Here is a 22,629-nt window from a genome sequence, read left to right as displayed (position 1 = left end):
GATGAGGGTATCTCGTGGGGGAGTGCGGCTTGCCGCGTTGACGCTGGCCGTGTGGCTAGCGGCTGGGGGCAGGGCAACTGCTGTCGAGGCACCGCTGGTTGCCGATGCGCACGTTGACGTAGCGCGACCTGCAGTAAACAGCGGATCCATCTCGAATCTGAATGTAGGTGGAGGCTACACCACGCTGCTCCAGTTTGACCTGGGGGCTCTCCCTTCGGGAACGACAGCGGCCCAGGTCTCGCGGGCGCTGTTACGTCTCTACTGCAATCGCGCGGATACTCCAGGGCAGATCAATCTGCAGCCAGTTAATGCGGCATGGGGGGAATACAGCGTCACCTACAGCACGATGCCCGCGCTGGCAGCGTCGGCGCAGAGCGTGACGGTAGGGCAGGCCGGCGCGTTCGTGTGGATCGATGTCACGTCGATCGTGCAGGGATGGCTGACGACGCCCTCAACAAACAATGGCCTGGCGCTGACCGCGGCATCAGCAGCGATTGCCTTCGACAGCAAGGAAAATGATTTGACCGGACACGCTCCGGCACTGGATATCTCGATCGTCTCGCAGGGACCGCAGGGAGCTCCCGGCCCAGCTGGGCCAGCAGGCGCGAAGGGCGACTCCGGGGCGCAGGGGCTCCAGGGCTTGCAGGGGGCACAAGGTGTGCAAGGTATCACAGGTACAAAAGGGGATACCGGGCCACAGGGACCCCAGGGTATGCAGGGACCACAAGGCCCGCAAGGGAGCCAAGGAGCCCAGGGGGCGAAAGGTGATGCCGGAGAGCAGGGGCCACCGGTCAGCTTCATCGGAAGCTGGCAGTCTACGAAGGCCTACTCCATCGGTGATGCTGTGAGTTATGGAGGAGGAAGCTATATCGCCCTCATCCCGAACCAGAGCGTAGAGCCGGACGTCGATGCTTCAACCTGGGCAGCTTTGGCGAAGCCGGGTAACCCCGGAGCTGCCGGGCCACCTGGAATACAGGGTGCTGCAGGGCCCCCGGGATTACAGGGAGCTACCGGGGCACAGGGACTACAAGGTTTACAGGGGCCACTAGGCGTACAAGGACCGCAAGGCGACCAGGGCATTCAAGGAGTTCAGGGGGCCAAAGGTGATACCGGAGCGCAGGGCCCACCGGTTAGCTTTATTGGAAGTTGGCAGACTACGAAGGTTTACTCCGTCGGCGATGTGGTGGGCTATGTCGGAGGAAGCTATATCGCTCTCGTCGCCAATCTGAATGTCGCGCCGAATACGGATGCTTCAACCTGGGCAGTCTTGGCGCAACCCGGTACTTCCGGGGCTCAGGGGATCCAGGGCCCCGCCGGGCCGCAGGGGCTGCCGGGAATCGTCTACAAGGGCGCGTGGGACAACACCGCCGGTTACATCACTAACGATGCCGTCACCTATGGGGGAAGCACCTATATCGCCCTGGGTACGAGTCTGGCGTCTCTGCCCGATGTATCGCCTGCGAAGTGGGCGATGCTGGCACAGTCGGGTGTCGCTGGCCCCAGTGGTCCGGCGGGGACCGCTGCCACCATCAGCATCGGTACGGTCCGCACGGTAGATTCAACGACGCCTGCCTCTGTCACCAATAGTGGATCGTCTTCGGCCGCCGTGCTGAATTTTTCCATTCCGCAGGGCGCACCGGGGCAGTCTGGAGGAGGGAGTGGAGGAGGAAGCGAGATGACCGGTATCCCATTCGCCTCGATGTACCACGCCGTCTCCTTCAATTCGAACTACTACTCGCTGAGTGCGGCGACGGCCAGCTCGACGGAGACGGACACGGTTCTGACATGGGTGGCCAGGGACTGCACGGTGTCGCAGCTGTCGGTGTACTCCAAGCAATCGAACAACATTACGGTCACGCTGCGCGCCGGACCCGCGGGTGCGATTGTCAGTACCTCTCTGGCATGTACTCTTTCGACTAATACCGCATGCACTGCGACGGGTTCACTGGCCGTTACGGCCAACAGCTTTCTGGATATCCAGATCTCTGGAGCCAGCGGCACGGCTGCGGGTGTTTGGACGGCAGTGGCCTGCAACTGAAGCGGCTCGAGGAGCCGGTCGCCGGGAATGCATGCGAGCGGGTATGCTGGTGGCGTTCGAATTCTTTCCCCGGGAGAGTCTCTTCACGATGAAGCTGTGGTCTGCTGCTGTTGGATGCGTGGTGGTATTGTCTGCAATCTCTGCTCACGCCGATGGGGCTCTTAAGGTCGACGGAGCCTCCGCGCAGATGGCCGTTTCCATCATGAAACAGTGGCCGCGCGGCGTGGTGACCACGGATGGAAAGACAAGCGACTGGACTTACGAAGAAGGCGTTCTGCTGGACGGTATCGTGGCTCAGTGGCATGCGACTGCCAACGGAGACGAGTTTCGCTATGTGAAGGACGCCGTCGATAAGTACGTCGGTGACGATGGTTCGATCAAGGGATACCGCCCGAAGATTCATAGTCTCGACGAGATCGCCATGGGACGCGCTCTCCTGCTGGTGTACCGTGTCACCCAGCAGCCGAAGTATTACAAGGCTGCGCGATATATCCACGATCAGCTGGCCGATCAACCCCGCACCGCGAGCGGAGGCTACTGGCATAAGGACGTCTATCCGAACCAGATGTGGCTCGATGGAGCCTACATGGCCGAGCCGTTTCGCGCGGCCTATGCCTACACCTTCCACGAGCCGGACGACTTCGACGACATCACCAAGCAGCTTCTGTTGATGTATGGGCATATGAAGGACCCGAAGACAGGTCTGTTGAAGCATGGCTGGGACGAATCGAAGACGATGCCATGGGCGGACAAGAACACGGGACTATCGCCGGAAGTCTGGGGCCGCGCAATGGGCTGGTACATGATGGCGATGGTGGACGTGCTGGACTGGCTGCCCGCAGATCATCCACAGCGTCCTGCGTTGATCGCCGCGCTGAAGGACCTCTCGCAGTCGGTGGTGAAGTATCAGGACAAGACGACTGGGCTGTGGTGGCAGGTGATGGCGTATGGTCCGCGCAAAGGGAACTACCCTGAAGCCTCGGCGAGCTGCATGTTCGTCTATGCCATTGCGAAGGGCGTTCGTAAAGGCTATCTGCCGCAGTCGCTGGAGCCGAGTGCAACACGGGGATGGAAGGCGATCCAGAGGGCGTTTGTGAAGACTGCGCCGAACGGCGATCTTGAGCTGGATGGCACGGTGAAGGTCGGCGGATTGGGCGGAAAGCCCTATCGCTCCGGCACCTTCGATTATTACGTCGGCGAGAAGACGCGCGTGAATGATGCCAAGGGCATCGGCGCGTACCTGCTGGCCGGCTCGGAGATGGGACAGGTTGCCACCGAGGCGCTGGGGCAGGGCAAGACGGTCATGGTCGACGCCTGGTTCAACTCGCAGACACGCAAGAACGCTGCTGGACAGACAGAGCTGTTTCATTACAAGTGGGACGATGACACGAACTCCGGATTCTCGTTCGTTGGTCGCGCCTTCGAACGCTATGGCGTCAAGCTGGCGACACTGAAGACGGCTCCGACAGTCGCTGATCTTAAGAGGGCACAGGTCTACTTTCTGGTGTCTCCGGATATCCCGGCGAAGAACCCGAATCCGCACTACATGGATAAGGCGAGCGGCGATGCCATCGAGGCCTGGGTGAAGGCGGGCGGCGTCCTGATTATTCTGCAGAACGACAAGAACAACTCCGAGTTTGAGCACTTCAACTCGCTGAGCGAACGGTTCGGCATCCACTTCAATGCCGTGCTGCGCAATACCGTGGACAATAACAACTGGCCGCAAGCGACGGCCATGATTCCTGCAGGCACCGGCGGCATCTTCACCTACCCGCATAAGGCGTATCTCAAGGAGATCAGCACCATCACCGTCTCAGGTCCCGCGAAGGCGATCCTGAAGGACAAGGGCGATGTGCTGATGGCGAAGACGAAGTTCGGAAAGGGGACTGTGTTCGCTGTAGTTGATCCGTGGATCTATAACGAGTACGTTGATCGTCGCAACACGCTGCCGCTGGACTTCGACGGCTTCGACGCAGCGATCGATCTGGCAGGATGGGCCATCAGGCAGCCGAAGTAAGGTAAGGGGCGAGCATCTCGCGCAGCTGCCGGGTGAGCTCCGGTAGCTGGCGTAGCTCCTCGGAGGTCGGCTGCTTCAGAATTTCTTCGATCTCGCTGGCGACCTCGCCCGCGTGCTTGTGACCAAACATGCCGAGATTGCCTGCAAGTTTGTGCGCCACGGACTGGGCTTCTTCGCGCTGCGTTTCAAGGATGCCGCCATCTTTTGCGGAGCGCGCTGCCAGTTCCAGAACGTCGAGCCGCTCGCGGGTCGTGGGAAGATGGTTTTTCCAGAGATCAGCCAGGAGGGTTTTGATCTCCGTCTCGGTGCTCGATTGAGTGTTCATGTGCCTCTACGCCTTCGCTTTCAGTCTCGTCGGACGGCCCGGGAAATCCCATGGACTCAGCGGCAGAAATACGTGCAGGGGCAAGAACTACAATAAACACAGTGTAGTGATTCGAGGTGAGAAGCCGCGTGCCCCAAAAGTGTTAGTGCTTTGCAGAAGGCCTTTCGGCATTTGATTCGTCTACGGCGGTGCCCGTCCAGTGCAACGTCTCGGCGATCTGGTCGGCGAGGGTCAGCGGATCGAAGGGTTTGAAGAGAACCCCGGCAACTCCGAGTCCGGCGAACCGGCGTTTGTCGATCCCTTGAACCTTGGCCGTCAGCAGCAGGACTGGAATGTGTTCGATGGCCGGATTGGCTCGCATTTGAAGAAAGGTCGTTGGCCCATCCACCCCGGGCATCATGACATCCATCAGGATGGCATCGGGCTGCCGTGCGACGGCGACTTCGATGCCCTGGGCTCCTGAACCAGCGGTCAGAACCTCCCAGCCCGCGGTTGCTTCCAGCGATAAAGCAGCTACCTCGCGGATGTCATCCTCGTCATCAATAATCAACACTCGTCGCATGAGACATCATTCTCTCACGCGAATGGGGGATGGCCAGATGAATAAAAGTGTGATCGGCGTGGATTTATAGCGGAGGAAGAGATGGCCTGCAGCGGATTCAGCGAAAAATACTGCTCTAGGAGGCAGGCCCGGTTGTGGTGAGATCGGAGAATTTTGTGCGGATGCGCTGCACCATGGAGATCACCAGCTCCTCGACTTCGTGAGGCTGGACCTTGGCCTTGGTGAGAAACTCCGTGGGGCCAAGGCGCAGGCGGGACATCTCGGTATCCGAAACCTCGCGGCCGGAGTAGACGACCAGGGGAAGCGTGCGCAGCGGAGGCTGCTGGCGAAGCCATTCGACGAAGGTGAAGCCATCGCCATCCGGCAGCGTCAGGTCGAGGATCAGCAGGTCAGGCTTGCGATTGATGCACTGGCGGATAGCCTCCTGCCGCGAGGAGGCGTGGTCGACATGCACGGCGGCATCCTGAAAGTTGGCGATCAGGATGCTGGCCAGATCATCGTCATCCTCGACAAGCAATACGTAGGCAGGGCCTTCTCCATGATGGAGGACGCGACCAAGCTCGGCGAAGAGCAGGTTCTCGTTGAAGGGCTTCTGCACCCAGCCCTGTGCGTCGCCGGTAAGCTGTGGGCGCAGCGTGGACGAAAGAACGCTGAGCACAACGACAGGGATGTTGGCCGTGCTGGGGGTGTTCCGGAGGCGCTGGAGTGTCTCCCATCCGCTGAGGCCGGGCATGTAGAGGTCGAGAAGGATGGCTTCGACCTGGGTTCCACTGGCGATGGTAAGCGCCTCGTCGCCTGAGCTGGCCTCGATGACGGTGTAGCCCTGGCGGGTGAGATGTTCAGAGACGACCGCGCGTATGCCGGCGTCGTCGTCACAGACAAGAATGGAACCTTCTCCGCGGGGCGGAAGAGAGGCCGGAAGCGAAACGTCGCTGGCCCGCGTGGTGCGCGGCAGCATGACGTACAGTGTGGTGCCCTTGATCAGGTTGCGCTGCGCCCAGATCGATCCGCTGTGCTGCTGCACGATACTGCGGCAGATGGCGAGGCCCAGGCCGGTACCGCTGTTCTGGCGGGAGTCGGTAGGCTCAACCTGCTGAAAGCGGTCAAAGATGGCGTCGAGCTTTTCGGCGGGAATGCCGCGGCCTTCGTCGACGACCTTCAACAAGATCGAATCGGCGGTGGCGTCGGTATGAATGCGGACCGTGGAGGCCGGGGGAGAGAATTTAATGGCGTTCGAGAGGAGATTGGTAAGCACCTGCAGGACGCGGTCGGAGTCGCCATCGAAATAGAGTGCCTCGGGGGCAGCGGCCTGGGCGACGGTGAAGCCGACGAGCTCCAGATGGACAGAGGAGCTATCGGCCATGGGAGTCATGGTCTCGATGGCCTGCTGGCAGAGATCGCGCAGGGAGCAGCGGCGGATCTGCAGGGGAGCGCGACCGGATTCCATCCGCTCCAGATCGAGGATGTCGTTGATAAGGCGGATCAGGCGATCGGTGTTAGTGGTGGCGATACGCAGCAGATTCAATGCTTTAGCATCGAACTGGCCGATCGTGCCGGAGGAGAGAAGGCCAAGCGCACCGCGGATGCTGGTCAGGGGAGTACGCAACTCGTGCGAGACGGTGGAGATGAACTCGTCTTTAAGGTGATCCAGCTGCGAGCGCTCATTCAACTGCTTTTTGTCTTCATGCTGTTGCTCGCGGGCGCGGCTGAGCTGTGTCGCAAGCTCGCGCGTCGTGCGCTGGGCCCGTAGAAATGCATAAAGCAGAACTCCGTACGTGGCGACAAGTGATAGACAAGCCAGAATCGGAAGTATGTGCATGCAGCGATCTAACCTCGGCATCCCAAAGACTACAGCTATAGTAACTTGGTGAAGTAACGTCCAAGTAACCGAAACGGATTGCAGATATCTCAATTTATTACAGGCTCTTTGGCCCATGTGCTATTGGCAACCTATGGACCATGGGTAACCGGCGTGTATAAAACCTGATTACTTTCGTAGTTATATGCTCCAAGCTATTGAAAATGTGTCGTTCTCCGGCATTTTCTCCTTATCTGTAAGACACTTGAATTTGAGTGCGCGCGATGCCTTGGGCCAGAAAGTGCCTTAAATAGAAATCGGGATCTTATCGATCCCGATTTGTGTTCTGAGAATTAGCGTTTCAATCAGGCGCTTACGGCAACCTGATCCAGGATGGCGGCCCACTTCTTTCCTGTACGGCTGGCCTGCGCATTCTTATGGAAGGCATAACCGGCGATAAGCGGGAAAGCCATGGTGGCTTCGGAGTAGACCATCTGCTCGTAGGTGGTATCGACCTTACCCCAGCTGGAGGCTTCCTTCAGCGTGGAGCCCGAGAGCGCGCCGTCGCGGGCATCGGCGACGGTGATCTGGATGGCGTACTTGTGCATCGAGGCTTCGACGCCGAGGATGTCGGCGGCTACGACGATGTCCTGGGCGAAGTTCTTCGGCACGCCGCCGCCGATCATCAGCAGGCCGGTGGTCGGGCACGCGATCTTCAGCTGGGTGAGCTCGTAGAAGTCCTTCGCCGAGTCGATCGAAACCGATGGCTTGCCGACGCGCGCATGCTGGTGGGCAACAAGGCCGAAGCCCGCCGAGCAGTCGGAGAAGGCCGGGCAGAAGATCGGCACGTTCTTCTCATAGCAGGCGAGAACGATGGAGTCCTTGCCGCCGTTGGCTGGGGTCTTGCCGTTCTTGACGAGGTAGGCGCCCATCTCACGGATGAACTCACGCGAGCTGTAGGGGCGGGGTTCCAGTGAATTGGTGATCTGGTGCGTGGTCTCGTCGCAGATACGCAGCTCTTCCTCGTCGATGAAGGTGTCGTAGATACGGTCGATCATCAGTTCGCGCAGAACATTGTCGCGCTCACCGTACTTGAACTCGTCGCCAGCGACGTAGTGGTAGTAGCCGAGAGCCTCGAAAAAGTCCTGATCGACGATGTTGGCGCCGGTCGAGACGATGGCATCGACCATGTTGTTGCGCACGAGGTCGACGATGACCTTCTGGAGGCCTGCTGAGATCAGCGATCCGGCGAGGCAGAGGATGACGCCGCACTCGGTGTCGCGGAGCATCATGTCGTAGATGGTGGCGGCACGGGCGGTATCGCGCGAGCTGAAGGCCATCGTCTGCATCGCATCGACCAGGGCAACGACGTTGTGCTGCTTGATGTCGATGTGCTGGATGGTCTGGTTGAGGAGTTCTTTTTTCGTAGACATAGCCTCTATAGGATACCAAGCAAAAGTCTAAGAACGACGCGGGTTTTATGAATTTTTAAGCGTTGGCCTGCAGTACGGGACGGCGAAAGAGATTGCTTCGGGCTCGCCGACCGGCGAGACTGGTTGGCATGAACGTGAACCTGGCTGAGCGAGCCCACAACCACAACTGGAAGCTCGATCCGATCGTGCGCTCGCTGCTCGATACGGACTTCTATAAGCTGCTGATGCTGCAGTTCATCTGGAAAAACTTTCCCGATGTCCGCGTGACGTCAGAGACCTCCAACCGGACGACGCAGGTGCTCCTCTCCGAGCACATTTCGGCCTCGGCCCTGATCGACCAGATGGAGCACGTGCGCCAGTTGCGGTTCCGCAAGAGCGAGATGATCTGGCTGGCCGGTAACACGTTCTACGGTACGCGCACCATGTTCGAGCCGGCGTTCCTCGATTGGCTGGAGAACGGCTTCCGGCTTTCGGACTACGAGGTCGTGGAGCACGATGGGCAGATCGGCCTTCGGTTTGCGGGATTGTGGACCGAGGTAACGATGTGGGAGGTCTACAGCCTTGCCATCATAAGTGAGATGAGGACGCGCTCGGCGCTCTCGCGGCTGAGCGAACTGGAGCTGGACATCCTGTATGCCCGGGCGAAGACCAGGCTGTGGGAGAAGATCGAGCGTCTGCGCCAGTACCCTGAGATTCGCATCTCGGAGTTCGGCACGCGGCGGCGGCATAGCTATCTCTGGCAGGAGTACGTGGTGATGGCGATGCGCGCGTCGCTGGGGCCGATCCTCTCGGGTACGTCCAACACCTATCTCGCTTACAAGCATGACCTGGAGGCGATGGGAACCAACGCCCACGAGCTGCCGATGGCACTGGCTGCGCTGGCCAACGATGACGAGGAGCTGCACGCCTCGCAGTATCGCGTGCTCGATCTCTGGCAGAAGAGCTATGGCGGTGAGCTGTTGATTATGCTGCCGGATACCTTTGGAACGACGCAGTTTCTTGAAGGAGCGCCGGAGTGGGTCGCTGACTGGACAGGCCAGCGTGCGGATTCGAAGGATCCGTTCGTAGCCGGAGACGAATACATTGCCTGGCTGATGAGCCGGGGGAGGGACGCGCAGAGAAAGCGCTTTATAGCCTCTGACGGATTGGATGTCGATGACATCATCTCGCTGCAGCGTTACTTCGAGGGCAGGATCCGTTTCAGTGCGGGTTGGGGAACGCTGCTGACCAATGATTTTCGCGGCTGCCACCCCCGGGGCGAACATGACTTCGAGCCGATCAGCCTGGTGTGCAAGCTGATGACGGTCAACGATCGTCCAGCTGTGAAGCTGAGCGACAATGCCCGGAAGTCGACGGGACCTGCGGATGCGGTGGAGCGCTACCGGGGTGTCTTTGGCAGCACGGCGGTGGTCGGGTCCGAGGTGCTGGTCTAGCGCTCGTTCTCCTGAGATTCATAGGCGGCGACTATACTTGCTGCATGCCGAAGTTTGCTCGTGTGGTTCGTTTTGTCATGGCGACAGCCATGGTGCCGTGGCTTGCTGTCCAGCCGTCATTTGCCTGGGGTGCGGACGGGCACAGGATGATCAATCGCCTGGCAGCGGCGAACCTGCCGAAGGATGTTCCTGCCTTCCTGCGTAACGGCAATGCGCTGGACATGATGGAGTACATGGGGCCGGAGCCGGATCGCTGGCGTAACAAAGCCGTGCCGGAGCTGGGCGACGAGCAGGCGCCGGAGCACTTTATGGACATGGAGTACGTGTCGCTGATCGACGGTCCACTGCCGAAGAAGCGGTTTGACTTTGTCCGCGCGCTCGAAAAAGCCCAGGCGCAGCACCCGGAGATGAAGCTGCAGCCGGAGGTTGTCGGCCTGTTGCCCTATGTCACCGAAGAGGTATGGCAGAGGCTGCGTAACAGCATGCACGAGTATCGCAACCTGCTGGCGGCAGGCGAAGATACTAAGCCGGTCGAGCAGGCGATTCTGTTCTACGCTGCGTGGCTGGGGCATTATGTCGCAGACGGGTCGCAGCCGCTCCACACGACGGCGAAGTACAACGGATGGACCGGAGCCAATCCCAATGGCTACACGACAGATCACAAGATTCACTCGTTGTTTGAGTCCGTGTATGTGACGGCGAATGTGAAGCCGGCCGACGTGGCTCCGCTGGTGGCCGAGGCTCAGCCAAAAGTCCTGAACGACGAGTGGACGGACTTTCTGGACTATCTGCATAACTCATCGGCGCAGGTGGAGACGGTCTACCAGCTGGAAAAGGTAGGCGGCTTTACAGGAACGGGAACGCCGGAGGCGAAGAGCTTTACAGAGCAGCGGCTTGCAGCGGGAGCGATCGAGCTGCGCGACATGATCTACACCGCCTGGGTCCGCAGTGGCGATCCGGTAGAGGAGTATCACGGGCCGAAGTAGGGACCGCTCCTAATGATGAGCAACGATGGGGTACTGCCGTGTCTTCACGCGTTCGAGCAGCCTGCGCAGAAGCGGCGTCAGGATGAACGCGATAGTGGGCACGGCAACCACAGCCAGCACAGCCCAGATAACAAGCGCGTGCCACTCCCAGCGCCATAGCTCACGTACCAGATCGAGCGGATGGCGCCTCGCCATCCCCATGATCGCGGCGGCGGATAAAGGGAGCGGAGCCGTGTGAAAGACCCGTGTTCCGATATGCAGAAATGGTACGAAGAGCAGAATCTCCAGCGGATAAACGGAGTGGGTCGCCACCTGCGATGCGGCGACGTTCAGCCGGAGGGCCCAGGCCACCACAAGGCAGAGCACGGTTGTGCTGCCCAGCAGGGGATTGATACCAATGATGATGCCAATAGCGATGCTCCACGCCAGCCGGCGGGGCGAGGCACCCACCCGCAGCAGAGCGAGAATAGGCAGAACGGTGCGACGGTAGAACCAGCCGTGATGGACTGGATCATGGGTCGCAGTTGCATTGGCAGGACTTGTCTGACCGTTCGACACAAGACTCAGGATAGACTGCCCTCGAGGAGTTTGCTGGTGGGAGGGGACATCGGGTGAGTATTTTGCGGTCTCTGGCGCGGAGCGTCCAGCTGGTGGGTTACTTTGCGCGCTATGGCGCGGAACTGCTGATTAAGCGGCCGCAGAGCCGCGAAGAGCGGGCGGACTGGCTGCATCGCTTTGCCGCGGCTGCGATCTCCGGGCTGGGGATCGAGATCGAGGTGGAGGGCAACTTCCCGGCGCGGGGCGCTATGATCTCGAACCACCTGAGTTACCTCGATATTGTTGTGTACGCCGCGTTGCAGCCATGCGTCTTCGTCTCGAAGATCGAGGTGCAGAGCTACCCGGTGCTGGGATGGATGACGACGATGGCGGGCACAGTCTTTGTGGCTCGTGGTCATGGAGGTTCTGCGGCCAAGGCTCGTGCCGGCATGGATGCCGCGCTGCACGCCGGTCTGCCGGTGGTCTTTTTCCCCGAGGGAACGACCTCGAACGGTAATGGGCTGCTGAAGTTTCACAGCGGCCTTCTCTCGCAGGTGCTCTCTGCCGAAGCTTTGATTACTGCAGGCCATGTCTGCTACAGCATGGATGGGGACAATAGTGACGCCACGGTGTCCGATGATGTCTGCTACTGGGGCGATGAGGTGCAGTTGCTGCCCCATATCTTCGGCCTGCTGGGGCTGACGGGCATCAAGGCGCAGGTACGTTTCGCCGAGGGTGCGATTGACTTTGCCTCGGAGGCGGTAGACCGCAAGGGAGTGGCGCGCGAGGCGTGGGTAGCAGTCGCCGAACTTTCACAAAAGAGTACCGAACCGGTGCACCATTTCTGATTCAACGAATCTTCATTTGGCGTGAACATCCTGTAACAGAAACCGACGCAGACTGACCTCGAAGCACCTAGCCCTGGGTCTCAAGGAGTCTCGATGGTTCGTGTTCAGGAGTTATCCGTTCCGGTTGTTCCCCCTGCGCTTCTCGCTTCTGAACCTCTATTGACGAAGGACATTCGGCTGGAGGCCGGTCCGTATGTTGCGCGGCTGGCGCTTACGGAAGCAGAGCGCGAGATGACCTACCGACTGCGCTTCATCGTCTTCAATCTGGAGATGAACGAGGGGCTGGAGTCGGCATTCGTCGATGGCATGGATCGCGACCGCTACGACGATGTCTGCGATCACCTGATCGTGGAGGAGAAGTCGACGGGCGCGATTGTCGGTACCTATCGGCTTCAGACAGGCGATGTCGCAGGACGCAACTTCGGCTATTACAGCGAGCAGGAGTTCAGCTTCGCTCCCTACGAGCACATGCGCAGTCAGATCGTCGAACTGGGGCGTGCCTGTATTCATCGTGCCCATCGTTCGGCAGAGGTGCTGAACCTGCTGTGGCGCGGTATCGCGCGGTACGCGCTGGCCAATGACATTCGCTACATGATGGGCTGTTGCTCGCTGAACTCGCAGGACCCCGGGATGGGCCACGCGGTGTCTGCTTCGCTGGCGAACTGCATGGCGGAGCCCGAGTTGTGGACGGTTGCGACCGAGGCGTTTCACTTGGAGCGGCCCGAAGAGATTCCCGGGCAGGAGCGCGCGCCTAAGCTGCTGCGTGCCTATCTTGCTATCGGTGCCAAGATCTGCAGTGAGCCTGCCATCGATCGCGAGTTCAAGACGATCGACTTCCTCACATTGCTCGACCTGCATACACTGCATCCGCGCGTGGCGGCGCGCTTTCTCGAGGCCCGCTGAGTGCGTCTGCTGCGTTCAATCTGGCGATTGGTCTGCGTCTTCCTGATGATGGCCTGGCTCGCGGTGGACCTTCGACTGCGACCGGCACGAGACACCGTGGATGGCGCGACACGCATGCATCGTTGCTGTCGACGCATTGTTCGCGTGCTCGGCGTTCGCTGGACGACGACGGGGGAGATGCCGATGTCGGGCGCCGTCGTCTCCAATCATCTGAGCTACCTTGATATCCTGCTGTTCTCTGCGGCGCGGCCCTTTGTCATGGTGGCGAAGTCGGAGGTCGCGACGTGGCCTCTGATCGGGTGGCTGACGAAGCAGGCGGGGACGGTCTATGTTGTGCGCGGCGGCGGCCCGTCCACTTATCCTGCGGTGAACCGCGCGATGGCAGAGGCATTTCGCAGCGGACTTCCGGTCCTGTTCTTTCCCGAAGGCACGACGACGGACGGGGCTGGCGTGCTGCCGTTTCGTCGTGGCCTGATGCACTCGGTTCTGCGGGAAGACGCGGCACTGTATACCGCGGCACTGCGTTACACCGATGAGCGAGCATGCTGGTGGGGCGATGCAACGCTGCTGCCTCACCTTATCCAGATGGCGGGACGAAACGATTTGCGGGCGGAGATACGTTTTGGCGATGCTGCTGCCGAGCGTAGAGACCGTTTTGAACTTGCTGCGAGTGCACGCGAATCTGTGGCAGCGCTTTATCGCGGATTATCCGCGCAGCATACCGAGCTCGCGCATCCGCTTGAGCACCTGCTCGACCGACCAGTCGAGGGCGTCGGTACCTTCGACGGTCACGGATGCGTGTTGCGCTGAAGGGATGACGTAAAGGTCGGCCATGGGTTTTGCCGTGGCTTCAAACTGAGCTCGCACACTCTCCTCGGTGCGGCCGCGCTCGCGCATGTCGCGATAGATGCGGCGATTGAGGCAGATCTCGTTTGGCGCGTTCACATAGATGCTGAAGTCGTACTGCGTGCGCAACTCGGCATAGTGCAGGGCAAGGATGCCCTCGACGATGAGGACGCGTGCAGATTCAATGGTACTGGTGCGGTCCCTGACGCGCGTATGCGTGGTGAAGTCGTAGATGGGGCGTTCAATGGCGTTGCCCGCGGCAAGATCTTCAATATGACGAGCCAGCAGGGAGTGTTCGAGGGAGTCCGGATGATCGAAGTTCTGCAGCGCACGTTCGTCCGGTGGCAGATGGCCGAGACAGATGTAGTAGAAGTCGAGCGGCAGCAACGTAGCGGCAAGCTGACTGGTCAGCTCGCGCGCCAGCGTCGTTTTGCCGGAGCCGGAACAACCTGCGATGCCGATGATCAGCGGCCGACGATGGAAAGAGAGCTGCTGCGGCAGCGCATCGTTGCGCTCTGTCATCGAGCCGCCATCTGCGCGGGCTCACCAAACTTTGGAATGATCGCCGTGAGCAGGCTGGTGAACTGGCCCGCAATGCGGCGGCCGATCTCCATGACCTCTTCGTGATTGATGGGCTGATCGAGAACGCCTGCGGCCATGTTGGTGACCACGGAGAGGCCAAGGATCTCAATCCCCATGTGCCGCGCGACGATGACTTCATGCACCGTCGACATGCCGACCAGGTCGGCTCCAAGTGTACGGAAGGCGCGGATCTCGGCAGGGGTCTCGTAGCTCGGACCGAGCACGCCGATGTAGACTCCTTCGCTCAGCTCCCAGCCTTGTTGCGCTGCTTCGCTTACGGCGAGTTGACGCAGGGCAGGGGAGTAGGCGGTCGTCATATCGAAGAATCGCTGGCCAGAGCCCGGAAGCAGGCCGAAGCGAGGCTCGTTGGGGCCGAGAGCGGCGTTGCTGCCCGTGAGGTTGATGTGGTCGGAGATAGCGACGATGGCTCCCTGACCGTAGAGCGTGTTGATGCCACCTGCGGCATTGGTGACGATTAGCCGCTGAGCCCCAAGCAGGCCAAGGACACGCATAGGAAAGGTCACCTGCTCCATGGTGTAACCCTCATAGGCGTGGACGCGACCCTGCATGACGGCGACTGTTATGCCGCCGATCGTGCCGAGTACCAGCTTGCCGGAGTGTCCGGCGACAGTGGACTGGGGGAAGTGAGGAATCTCGGAGTAGGGAATCGTGACGGCATCTGCGACCTGAGAGGCGAAGTCGCCAAGGCCGGAGCCGAGGATCAGGGCAAGTTTTGGCGTCGAAGGGAAGCGGGCGCGGATGAAATCCGTCGCGGCCTGTGCCTGCGTGAAAAGATCGTTCATCGTGAGTGTGAAATGTCCTTCGCCATTATCGCGCAAAGTCTTTGCGGAGCAGGAGGATTCTGCGAAGAGTTAGTTTCTCCCGCAGCCGGCACGATACACCTTCGCCTTGCGCCACTCTCCATCGGTGGCAAAGAGAACGCAGGTGTGGCCGGTTTCGGTGTCGAGTCGCCAGGTGAGATTGCCCTGACGGTACAGCTGGTATCTCCCGGAGCCGGCAAAGGTCATTCCGTTCGGAGGATTGGGCCGGATGGTGTCGTTTGCCGGGGTATTTTCTGCCGTGGGTTGCTGGCTCTGCGTCACCTGGGGCTGCTCGTGCTCCGGCTGCACGCTCTGACCTGCGGGCATCTCCGCCGCACTTGCCGTAGCTGAGGGCTGAAGGGCAGAAGCAGCTGCCGAGGCGCCGGCGGGATGGGGGTAGACGATGGGCTCGGAGTCGTCCTCGTCGCCATGCTGTGTCGATTCGATCTTTGCGGCAGAGCCGTTGGCCGCACTTCGCTTGGTGTCGTAGGAGTGGTATCCCACATAGGCGAAGATGGCCACGAAGACTACCAGCGCAATCGGAAGAATGCGTTTTGCCATGGTCCCTTTCTTCGCCGGCTACGAAGATGCCCGAACGCTTCGATCCCATCATAAACCCAGCTGGGGCAATGTGATACCAGCAGATGGAGGTCGAAAGCCGGCTGCGGGGTTCCATGCCTTGCTCTTCACCTTTGGCTGACAGGAAGGCGTGGCCGTCACTTCGGCGTTACCATCTGGTCACTACGGTGGCCCTAACAGGAGTATCATCATAGACGTGCCAAAATACTCGATCGTCGTCCCGTTTCACAATGAAGAAGATAACGTAACCACTCTTTACGACCGCCTGAAGGCCGTCATGGAGCAGGTTGGGGAGAGCTTTGAGCTCGTCTTCGTGGATGACGGATCGCGTGACCGTACCTATCGTCTGCTGGAAGAGATCGCCGCCGTCGACTCGCGTGTACTGGTGGTCAAGCTGCGCCGTAACTTCGGCCAGACCTCGGCGCTGGCGGCCGGCTTCGATCATGCACAGGGAGAGTTCATCCTGGCGATGGATGGCGACCTGCAGCACTCGCCCGACGAGATCCCGAACTTCCTGGCGAAGCTGGAAGAGGGCTACGACGTAGTCAGCGGCTGGCGTTCGCAGCGTGGCGACAATTTCATCATGCGCCGCATCCCCTCACGCGCAGCCAACTGGTTGATGGCGACATTGAGCGGAGTCAACATCCACGACTTCGGCACCACCTTCAAGGCCTATCGCCGCGAAGTGATTCACAATATTCCACTGTACGGCGAGATGCACCGGTTCATCCCGGCGCTGGCATCCTGGTATGGCGCGAGCATCTGCGAGATTCCCATCTCGAATCCGAAGCGTGAGTTCGGCAAAAGCCACTACGGCATCTCGCGAACCTTTCGGGTCTTCTTCGATCTGCTGACGATCCGCTTCCTGCTGAAATATATGACGCGGCCACTGCACTTCTTCGGCACCATCGGCGCGCTGGGCGTCTTTACTGGCCTGGGCATGTCGGCATGGCTTCTGGCGCTGAAGATTCTGACTGGACAGCATGTCATGGACAATCATGGGCCGATGTTTGTCGTTGCCGGTGTCCTGATTCTTGCTGGCGTGCAGATGATGGGCATCGGTCTTCTGGGAGAGTTGCAGGTGCGACACTTCCATACTGCGTCGCATCGGGCTCCTTACGCGGTCGATCGTATTCTGCGCCTACGCTCCGAAGAGAGCCTTCTGCAGTAGGACTTTTGGCTCCCGCCATCTTATAAATTTCAGCAACACTCAGGTTCTGCTGTATCGTTTTCAGCGAAGTGGAGGAGCGCATCTGCGTCGCCACTATTTGCGAAAGGCGGAACGAACGATGGCAGCACACTACGAGCTAAAACGCACAGCGAATAATCAATTTCTCTTCAACCTGAAGGCAGCCAATGGTGAGATTATTCTGACCAGCGAGACCTATGGCGCCAAGGAATCGGCCTTGAAGGGGATCGAATCCGTGAAGACGAACTCCCCTGAGGATGCTCAGTATGAGCGTAAGGTCGCGTCTTCGTCGCAGCCCTACTTCCTGCTGAAGGCGAAGAACCACGAGGTCATCGGCCGAAGTGAAACCTACTCTTCCGAGGGAGCGCGGGAGAAGGGGATTGACTCGGTCAAGCACAATGGTCCCATTGCCACGATCAACGATATAAGCTGATCCCAACTGATTCGAAGCGCATCCAAGACTGCATGCAGGCGATTCAGATTCAACAGAATGGCGGCCCCGAGGTGATGGTGCTGCGCGAGATCCCCACACCATCCCCAGCCGCTGGCGAGGCCCTGGTGCGCCTGGAGGCTTCGGGCGTCAATTTTATTGACGTCTACTTCCGTGAAGGACGCTACCCGGCAGCGTTGCCATTTGTCCTGGGCCAGGAGGCTGCAGGAACTATCGTTGCTCTGGGCGAGCAGACCGAAGCCAGCGGGTTCAGCGTCGGCGATCGCGTTGTGTGGTGCAGCGTGCCCGGCACCTACGCGCAGATGGCGGTTGCTCCAGTGGGTCGTCTGGTTCGGATTCCGGACGGCGTGACCTCGCAGCAGGCCGCTGCTGCCATGCTGCAGGGCATGACAGCTCACTATCTGTCGCATGCGACGTACGCGATCCAGCCAGGAGATGATGTTTTGATTCATGCAGGTGCCGGCGGCGTCGGATTGCTTCTGATCCAGATGGCAAAATCGCTCGGTGCCCGCGTCTTTACAACGGTATCGAACGAGGAGAAGGCTGAGTTGGCCCGCGAAGCAGGAGCGGACGAGATCATCCTCTATACCCGTGAAGACTTCGTCGACGTGGTCAAGAAGCGCATCTCTGGCCCGGGTCTGGCAGTCGTCTACGATTCGGTGGGAAAGACAACGTTTGAGAAGTCGCTGTCGGTCCTGCGCCCGCGAGGCATTGCCGTGCTGTTTGGCGGTTCGAGCGGAGCCGTGCCCCCTTTCGACCTGATCCGCCTGTCGACGATGGGATCGCTCTACGTTACGCGGCCCACGCTGAAGGACTACACCACGACTCGTCAGGAGCTAGAAGACAGGGCGGCAGCCGTGCTTGGCGCTGTCGCCAGCGGTGCACTGAAGCTGCGGATCGAGCACGTCTATCAACTGGCTGACGCCGCAGAGGCGCATCGCGACCTGGAAGGGCGTCGGACGACCGGCAAGCTGTTGCTGATACCCTGAGCGGGGCATCGTGTCGGATGTGCAGGTGTCTGCTGTCTCAAGGAGCGGTGATGAAGTCGAACTCCGTAACCAATCTGCTGCTTGCCGTGATCGCTGTCTTACTGGCCGTGATTGCCGTGGGGACGTTACGCGCGCCCGTGCCGGTGATGGCGCAGACGCCGGATGTGGATTATTTCTTCGAGCCGGGAACCTACATGGTGCGCGCTCCCGGATAACAGCCAGCAGGTCTATTCAAAGGTGGTCGTCGATCTACGCAACGGCCGCGTCTGGGCGTTTCCCACTTCGACGGTTTTGCCTTATCCGACTGACCCGATCAACAGCCGCCCGCAGGTCTCGCACCCGTTTCTGGTTGGCCGGTTTGCGCTCGAGGACACCAAGCGATACGTTCCTGACTCCACCCTGCGCTAGGTGTTTGGCAGTATCCCGTGCGCGAAGAAGTCTTTCTTTGACTTCCGTTGCGGCGATGCCGCACACTTAAGGTTCACCCAGTCCTGCGATTGTGCCCCTGCGCCGGTTGCGCCACATTTAAGTCTGTTCCGATACGGAGTGTTCGGGAAGCGCGGTGAAATTCCGCCACTGCCCCGCAACTGTAATTCGCGCATATTCATTCATTCGAGAGTGCAATATGAACGCCACCAGGCGAGTTTTGCCACTGACGGATACGTTGGGAAGGCGACTGGCCGGCCGGAAGACGGCGCTGGATGGCGTGGATCGCGAGAGTCAGGAGACCGGTTCCGTTACGCGCACATCAGCCACATTCCCGAGGGGGAATGGAGGAGTTGTCGTTCATGCAAGCACGTTCTGGCCGTACTGCGGCTAAGGTTTTTCTGCGCACGCCGGTTGCCCTGGTGCTGCTCTCACTCGCTGTACCCTCCGCTCATGCCGTGATCGTTCGCGGCACGGTCACCGACCCGCTTGGCGCGGCCGTTCCCGGTGCTCACGTTCAGCTGATGCAGGACAAATCTGTCGCTGGAACCGCCACGGCAGGCACCGATGGCTCCTTTGAGATTCGCAGCGCTGGCTCCGGCCGCTTTCGCCTCATGACCTCGGCGGCGACCTTCTCGCTGGGCATCGGACAGGATTTCTACGGCGGACGCACGGATGTCGTCACCCGCGACGTCGTTCTCAAAGCCAATACCGTGACCACGGACATGACCGTGACGGCAACAGGCATCGCGACGCCGCTCGAACAGACGAGCTCTGCGATCAACCTGATTCCGTTCAGCGCGCTGCAGGAGCGGGTCAACGTCACAGATGATCTGCGCCAGTCGCCTGGTGTTGCAGCCGTACAGTCCGGACAGTACGGCGGCGTGACGTCGCTGTTTATCCGCGGCGGCAACTCCGACGCGAACAAGGTACTGATCGACGGCATCACATCCGAGGACATCGGAGGACGCTTTGACTACAACACGGTCACCTCAACGGCTCTTGATGGCTTTGAGATGTATCGCGGACCGAACAGCGTTCTTTATGGATCGGACGCAGCCGCCGGTGTCGTGAACTTCCGCACGCCGCGTGGCGCAACCTCCAAGCCTGTACTGAACTACACCGGCGACGCTGGAAACTTTCACACCTGGCGCAATGAGGTCACCGGTGGCGGAACGTACAACCGCCTGGACTATTACGGTGCTTTCTCGCGCTTCGATTCGTCGAATGCTCTGCCGCTGGACCGTTATCACATCGCAACCAGCGCGGCGAACCTGGGCTATAACTTCACCGCAAATACGCAGCTGCGCTTTACCATCCGCGACGGCGTCTCGGCGACGGGTGTACCCAACGCGCACGACTTCTTTGGCATCTCCGCTGCCGGTAAGCAGGCCGATCAGAACCTGTATTCGGGAGCGACGCTTGAGAACCGTCACAACAACTGGCACAACCTGGTGCGTTACGGCATCGCCCGCAAGCGGGAACAGGCGGTTCAGTTCTACCCGGTCGGCGAACTGATCGACGTCTTCGGATTCGGAACGTACTTCGGCAACACCGTTAACATTCGCGGAGCCAATGGCTACAGCGCGACGGGACGCGCTGCCATCAACTACGCAGGCGTCTATCCCGCGGCGAACGATCAGTCGTCGCTGCGCGACGAGCTGTACTTCCAGTCCGACTACACCTTCAATCCGCACATGATCGCTCTGTTCGGTTTCCGTTACGAGGACGAGCGCGGTTCGTACAACAATCCGTCCTACTTCGAGAACGAGATCGTCAAGCGCACAAACTACCAGTACACGCTGCAGTTCCAGGGAGACATCAAGAATCGCCTGTTTTACTCGATGGGTGGAGCGATCCAGCGCAACAACCTCTACGGGACGGCGGGTACGCCGCGCTTCGGTCTGGCCTGGGTTCCGGTGCGTCCAGGCAACGGATTTCTCCGTGGCACCAAGCTCCGCGCCAACGCTGCGACCGGCGTTCAGGAGCCATCGCTCTCCTCGGAGTTCACTTCGCTCTATAAGCAGCTGCAACAGGCTGGCGCAACGGATCTGATCTCTGCGTATAACGTGCGTCCGCTGCAGGCACTGCGTTCGCGCACCTTCGATGTAGGTATCGATCAGAACATCATCGGGCAGAAGCTGGTGTTGAAGGCTGGCTACTTCCACAACCAGTTCAGCCACCAGATGGACTACGTCGACTCCGGCACACTGCTGCGTGTCTTCGGCATCGATACCAGCACAGCCTATCTGTACGGTGCGCTCCTCAACACGCTGGCCTTCCGTGCTCAGGGCTTCGAAGCAGAGGCGCAATACGCTCCCACGAATCACATCCTGGTGCGTGGCGGCTACACCTACCTGGCGACGGTGGTGGAGCAGTCGTTCTCGACCGATGCAGCGTACAACGGCAGCGCAGCCGAGAATCCAAACCTGCCGGGCGTGCCGATCGGATCAAGCTACCCTCTGGTTGGACAGCGCGCCTTCCGCCGTCCGCCGCAGACAGGCTTCTTCGCTGCACAGTATGAGGCGGCGAAGTGGACCGCAGCGTTGAAGGGTGCCTTCTCCAGCCGCTCGGACGATTCCACCTTCCTTTCGTATTCGGACCTGACTGGCGGCAACACGCTGCTGCTGCCGAACCGGAATCTTGCTTTCGGATACGCGAAGCTTGATGCCTACGGCACGTACGCGGCGACGCGTCGTGTAAACGTCTTTGTGGAGCTGTCCAATCTGCTTAGCCAGCAGCATATTGGGCCGATCGGCTATCCCGGACTTCCATTCACTTTCCGTGCCGGACTGAAGGTTCGTCTCGGAGGGAATTAAAACCCAAAGTCCGCTGCTGTGTTGCGGCATAGCAGCGGGCTTCTTTATGACATCGTGGCGTTGTTTTTCGCGTCTAATTGTTTAGGCAGTTGAAAGAGGACGACCATGATAGTTTCCCGCTTTTTTGCGATAGCATTTCTCGCCTCGGCACTCACCGTTCAGGCCCAGCAGGAAGGGCCAATTCCTACGCAATCTATCGTGACGATGGAGGCAAAGACGCCACAGCAGCTGACGTCTGCTGCGCTGACCGTGAAGGTCAACCGGCGTGCAGCGACGGTCTCGCGCGTCGAGGCTGTGAAGCCGAATGGAACGCAGATCGCCTTGCTGATCGACGATGGCCTGCGCACCTCGGTGGGAAGGCAGCTTCCTGATCTTAGAAACTTCATCACCTCGCTACCCGCAGGCGTGGAGATCCTTGTCGGATACATGCAGAATGGCCGCGTCGTTGCAGCGCAGCCGTTCACCACGGATCATGCCTCGGCAGCCGCAAACCTGCGCCTGCCATTCGGATCGCCAGGATTAAGTGCGAGCCCTTACTTCTGCGTCTCAGACTTCGTGAAGCATTGGCCCGGCGGGGAGAGCGCCGATGCCGCATCGCCGGTGGTGGGACCAAAGGCTCGCTTCGTGATGATGCTGAGCAATGGCGTCGATCCGTATAACGGCAGCGTCAGTCCGCTGAATCAGAACAGCCCTTATGTGGATGCCGCGGTCTCCGATGCACAGCGCGCAGGTGTTCCTGTCTATTCCATCTACTACGGCGACTCCGGTATTCGTGGCGGTGCGGCAAGCTTCAGCGGCCAGAACTATCTGACGCAGCTCGGCGAAAGTACGGGTGGCCGCGCCTATTACGTTGGGCTGGGAAATCCTGTCTCGCTGACACCGTTCCTGAAGCAGTTTGTCGCTTCGATTGAAGAGAGCTACATCGTGACGTTTAACGCGGAAGGAAGCAGGCTGGTCGAGGTCAACTTCTCGACCAAGCTGCCCAGGACGAAGCTCCACGCGTCGAAGATGGTGCGCCCGGGTACGGCGCTGGCGCAGGAATAACCG

General features: G+C 60.0%; 22 protein-coding genes and 1 riboswitch. Of the genes, 14 read left to right on the top strand and 8 right to left on the bottom strand.

The features are described 5' to 3' along the window. Nucleotide 1: 1 nt before the first annotated feature. Nucleotides 2-2,038: a DNRLRE domain-containing protein gene (locus PW789_RS02765; RefSeq protein WP_299370980.1), complete on the top strand. Its 2,037-nt coding sequence runs from the start codon at nucleotides 2-4 to the stop codon at nucleotides 2,036-2,038. 88 nt (nucleotides 2,039-2,126) lie between these two features. Next, entirely contained in the window at nucleotides 2,127-4,055 is a 1,929-nt protein-coding gene (locus PW789_RS02760) for a glycoside hydrolase family 88 protein (protein ID WP_299370978.1), read from the top strand. Here PW789_RS02760 and PW789_RS02755 read toward each other — a convergent pair. From PW789_RS02755 to PW789_RS02740, 4 genes are all read right to left on the bottom strand, one after another. Then, a complete protein-coding gene (locus PW789_RS02755) occupies nucleotides 4,039-4,380 on the bottom strand; it encodes an Hpt domain-containing protein (RefSeq protein ID WP_299370976.1) in 342 nt (113 codons plus the stop codon). The genes PW789_RS02760 and PW789_RS02755 overlap by 17 nt on opposite strands. Nucleotides 4,381-4,522: 142 nt before the next feature. Further along, nucleotides 4,523-4,942, bottom strand: coding sequence for a response regulator (locus PW789_RS02750; RefSeq protein ID WP_299370974.1), 420 nt, complete (start codon nucleotides 4,940-4,942; stop codon nucleotides 4,523-4,525). 115 nt (nucleotides 4,943-5,057) lie between these two features. Beyond that, nucleotides 5,058-6,761 carry a response regulator gene (locus PW789_RS02745; RefSeq protein ID WP_299370972.1) on the bottom strand — a complete coding sequence of 568 codons (1,704 nt, stop codon included), beginning with the start codon at nucleotides 6,759-6,761 and terminating at the stop codon, nucleotides 5,058-5,060. 344 nt (nucleotides 6,762-7,105) lie between these two features. Next, nucleotides 7,106-8,173 (bottom strand): deoxyhypusine synthase, encoded by a 1,068-nt coding sequence (locus tag PW789_RS02740; protein WP_299370970.1) that lies wholly within the window; start codon nucleotides 8,171-8,173, stop codon nucleotides 7,106-7,108. A gap of 128 nt (nucleotides 8,174-8,301) precedes the next feature. On the opposite strand from PW789_RS02740, the gene pncB reads away from it, so the two are divergent. Beyond that, a complete protein-coding gene (gene pncB, locus PW789_RS02735) occupies nucleotides 8,302-9,606 on the top strand; it encodes a nicotinate phosphoribosyltransferase (RefSeq protein WP_299370968.1) in 1,305 nt (434 codons plus the stop codon). A gap of 44 nt (nucleotides 9,607-9,650) precedes the next feature. Beyond that, nucleotides 9,651-10,592, top strand: a complete 942-nt coding sequence (locus PW789_RS02730; protein ID WP_299370966.1) for a S1/P1 nuclease — start codon at nucleotides 9,651-9,653, stop codon at nucleotides 10,590-10,592. Between the two features lie 9 nt (nucleotides 10,593-10,601). On the opposite strand, the gene PW789_RS02725 is transcribed toward PW789_RS02730, so the two are convergent. Then, nucleotides 10,602-11,150, bottom strand: a complete 549-nt coding sequence (locus PW789_RS02725) for a DUF2062 domain-containing protein (RefSeq protein WP_299370964.1) — start codon at nucleotides 11,148-11,150, stop codon at nucleotides 10,602-10,604. A gap of 53 nt (nucleotides 11,151-11,203) precedes the next feature. Between PW789_RS02725 and PW789_RS02720 the strand changes: the two genes are divergently transcribed. From PW789_RS02720 to PW789_RS02710, 3 genes are all read left to right on the top strand, one after another. Further along, nucleotides 11,204-11,977 (top strand): 1-acyl-sn-glycerol-3-phosphate acyltransferase, encoded by a 774-nt coding sequence (locus PW789_RS02720; RefSeq protein WP_299370962.1) that lies wholly within the window; start codon nucleotides 11,204-11,206, stop codon nucleotides 11,975-11,977. A gap of 93 nt (nucleotides 11,978-12,070) precedes the next feature. Next, a complete protein-coding gene (locus tag PW789_RS02715) occupies nucleotides 12,071-12,880 on the top strand; it encodes a GNAT family N-acyltransferase (protein ID WP_299370960.1) in 810 nt (269 codons plus the stop codon). Beyond that, on the top strand, nucleotides 12,881-13,690 hold the full coding sequence (locus PW789_RS02710; RefSeq protein ID WP_299370958.1) for a 1-acyl-sn-glycerol-3-phosphate acyltransferase: 810 nt from the start codon (nucleotides 12,881-12,883) through the stop codon (nucleotides 13,688-13,690). On the opposite strand, the gene udk is transcribed toward PW789_RS02710, so the two are convergent. From udk to PW789_RS02695, 3 genes are all read right to left on the bottom strand, one after another. After that, nucleotides 13,586-14,248: a uridine kinase gene (gene udk / locus PW789_RS02705; RefSeq protein ID WP_299370956.1), complete on the bottom strand. Its 663-nt coding sequence runs from the start codon at nucleotides 14,246-14,248 to the stop codon at nucleotides 13,586-13,588. The genes PW789_RS02710 and udk overlap by 105 nt on opposite strands. Next, nucleotides 14,245-15,111 (bottom strand): purine-nucleoside phosphorylase, encoded by an 867-nt coding sequence (locus tag PW789_RS02700; RefSeq protein ID WP_299370954.1) that lies wholly within the window; start codon nucleotides 15,109-15,111, stop codon nucleotides 14,245-14,247. Before PW789_RS02700 ends, udk begins: the two co-directional genes overlap by 4 nt. Nucleotides 15,112-15,180: 69 nt before the next feature. Continuing rightward, the gene (locus PW789_RS02695; protein WP_299370952.1) at nucleotides 15,181-15,690 is read right to left on the bottom strand and encodes a hypothetical protein; all 510 of its coding nucleotides are present in this window, start codon (nucleotides 15,688-15,690) and stop codon (nucleotides 15,181-15,183) included. 214 nt (nucleotides 15,691-15,904) lie between these two features. Here PW789_RS02695 and PW789_RS02690 point away from each other — a divergent pair, with 214 nt between their 5' ends. The 7 genes from PW789_RS02690 to PW789_RS02660 all read left to right on the top strand — a co-directional run bounded on the left by PW789_RS02690 (nucleotide 15,905) and on the right by PW789_RS02660 (nucleotide 22,626). Beyond that, entirely contained in the window at nucleotides 15,905-16,879 is a 975-nt protein-coding gene (locus PW789_RS02690) for a glycosyltransferase family 2 protein (protein ID WP_299370950.1), read from the top strand. Between the two features lie 118 nt (nucleotides 16,880-16,997). Next, nucleotides 16,998-17,330: a YegP family protein gene (locus PW789_RS02685; protein WP_299370948.1), complete on the top strand. Its 333-nt coding sequence runs from the start codon at nucleotides 16,998-17,000 to the stop codon at nucleotides 17,328-17,330. A gap of 32 nt (nucleotides 17,331-17,362) precedes the next feature. Next, on the top strand, nucleotides 17,363-18,337 hold the full coding sequence (locus PW789_RS02680) for a quinone oxidoreductase (protein ID WP_299370946.1): 975 nt from the start codon (nucleotides 17,363-17,365) through the stop codon (nucleotides 18,335-18,337). 50 nt (nucleotides 18,338-18,387) lie between these two features. After that, a complete protein-coding gene (locus tag PW789_RS02675; protein ID WP_299370944.1) occupies nucleotides 18,388-18,552 on the top strand; it encodes a hypothetical protein in 165 nt (54 codons plus the stop codon). A gap of 22 nt (nucleotides 18,553-18,574) precedes the next feature. Then, on the top strand, nucleotides 18,575-18,745 hold the full coding sequence (locus PW789_RS02670; protein ID WP_299370942.1) for a hypothetical protein: 171 nt from the start codon (nucleotides 18,575-18,577) through the stop codon (nucleotides 18,743-18,745). Nucleotides 18,746-18,864: 119 nt separating this feature from the next. Further along, nucleotides 18,865-19,089: riboswitch (cobalamin riboswitch) on the top strand. 36 nt (nucleotides 19,090-19,125) lie between these two features. Then, a complete protein-coding gene (locus PW789_RS02665; RefSeq protein ID WP_299370940.1) occupies nucleotides 19,126-21,582 on the top strand; it encodes a TonB-dependent receptor in 2,457 nt (818 codons plus the stop codon). Nucleotides 21,583-21,687: 105 nt separating this feature from the next. Continuing rightward, nucleotides 21,688-22,626 (top strand): hypothetical protein, encoded by a 939-nt coding sequence (locus tag PW789_RS02660; RefSeq protein WP_299370938.1) that lies wholly within the window; start codon nucleotides 21,688-21,690, stop codon nucleotides 22,624-22,626. The last annotated feature ends 3 nt before the right edge of the window (nucleotides 22,627-22,629 follow it).

Origin of the sequence: Edaphobacter sp., assembly GCF_028283685.1 — a bacterium.
Taxonomy (GTDB): Bacteria; Acidobacteriota; Terriglobia; order Terriglobales; family Acidobacteriaceae; genus Edaphobacter.
Note: the sequence above shows the minus strand (reverse complement) of the source record. Positions and strands in the feature narration are given on the sequence as shown.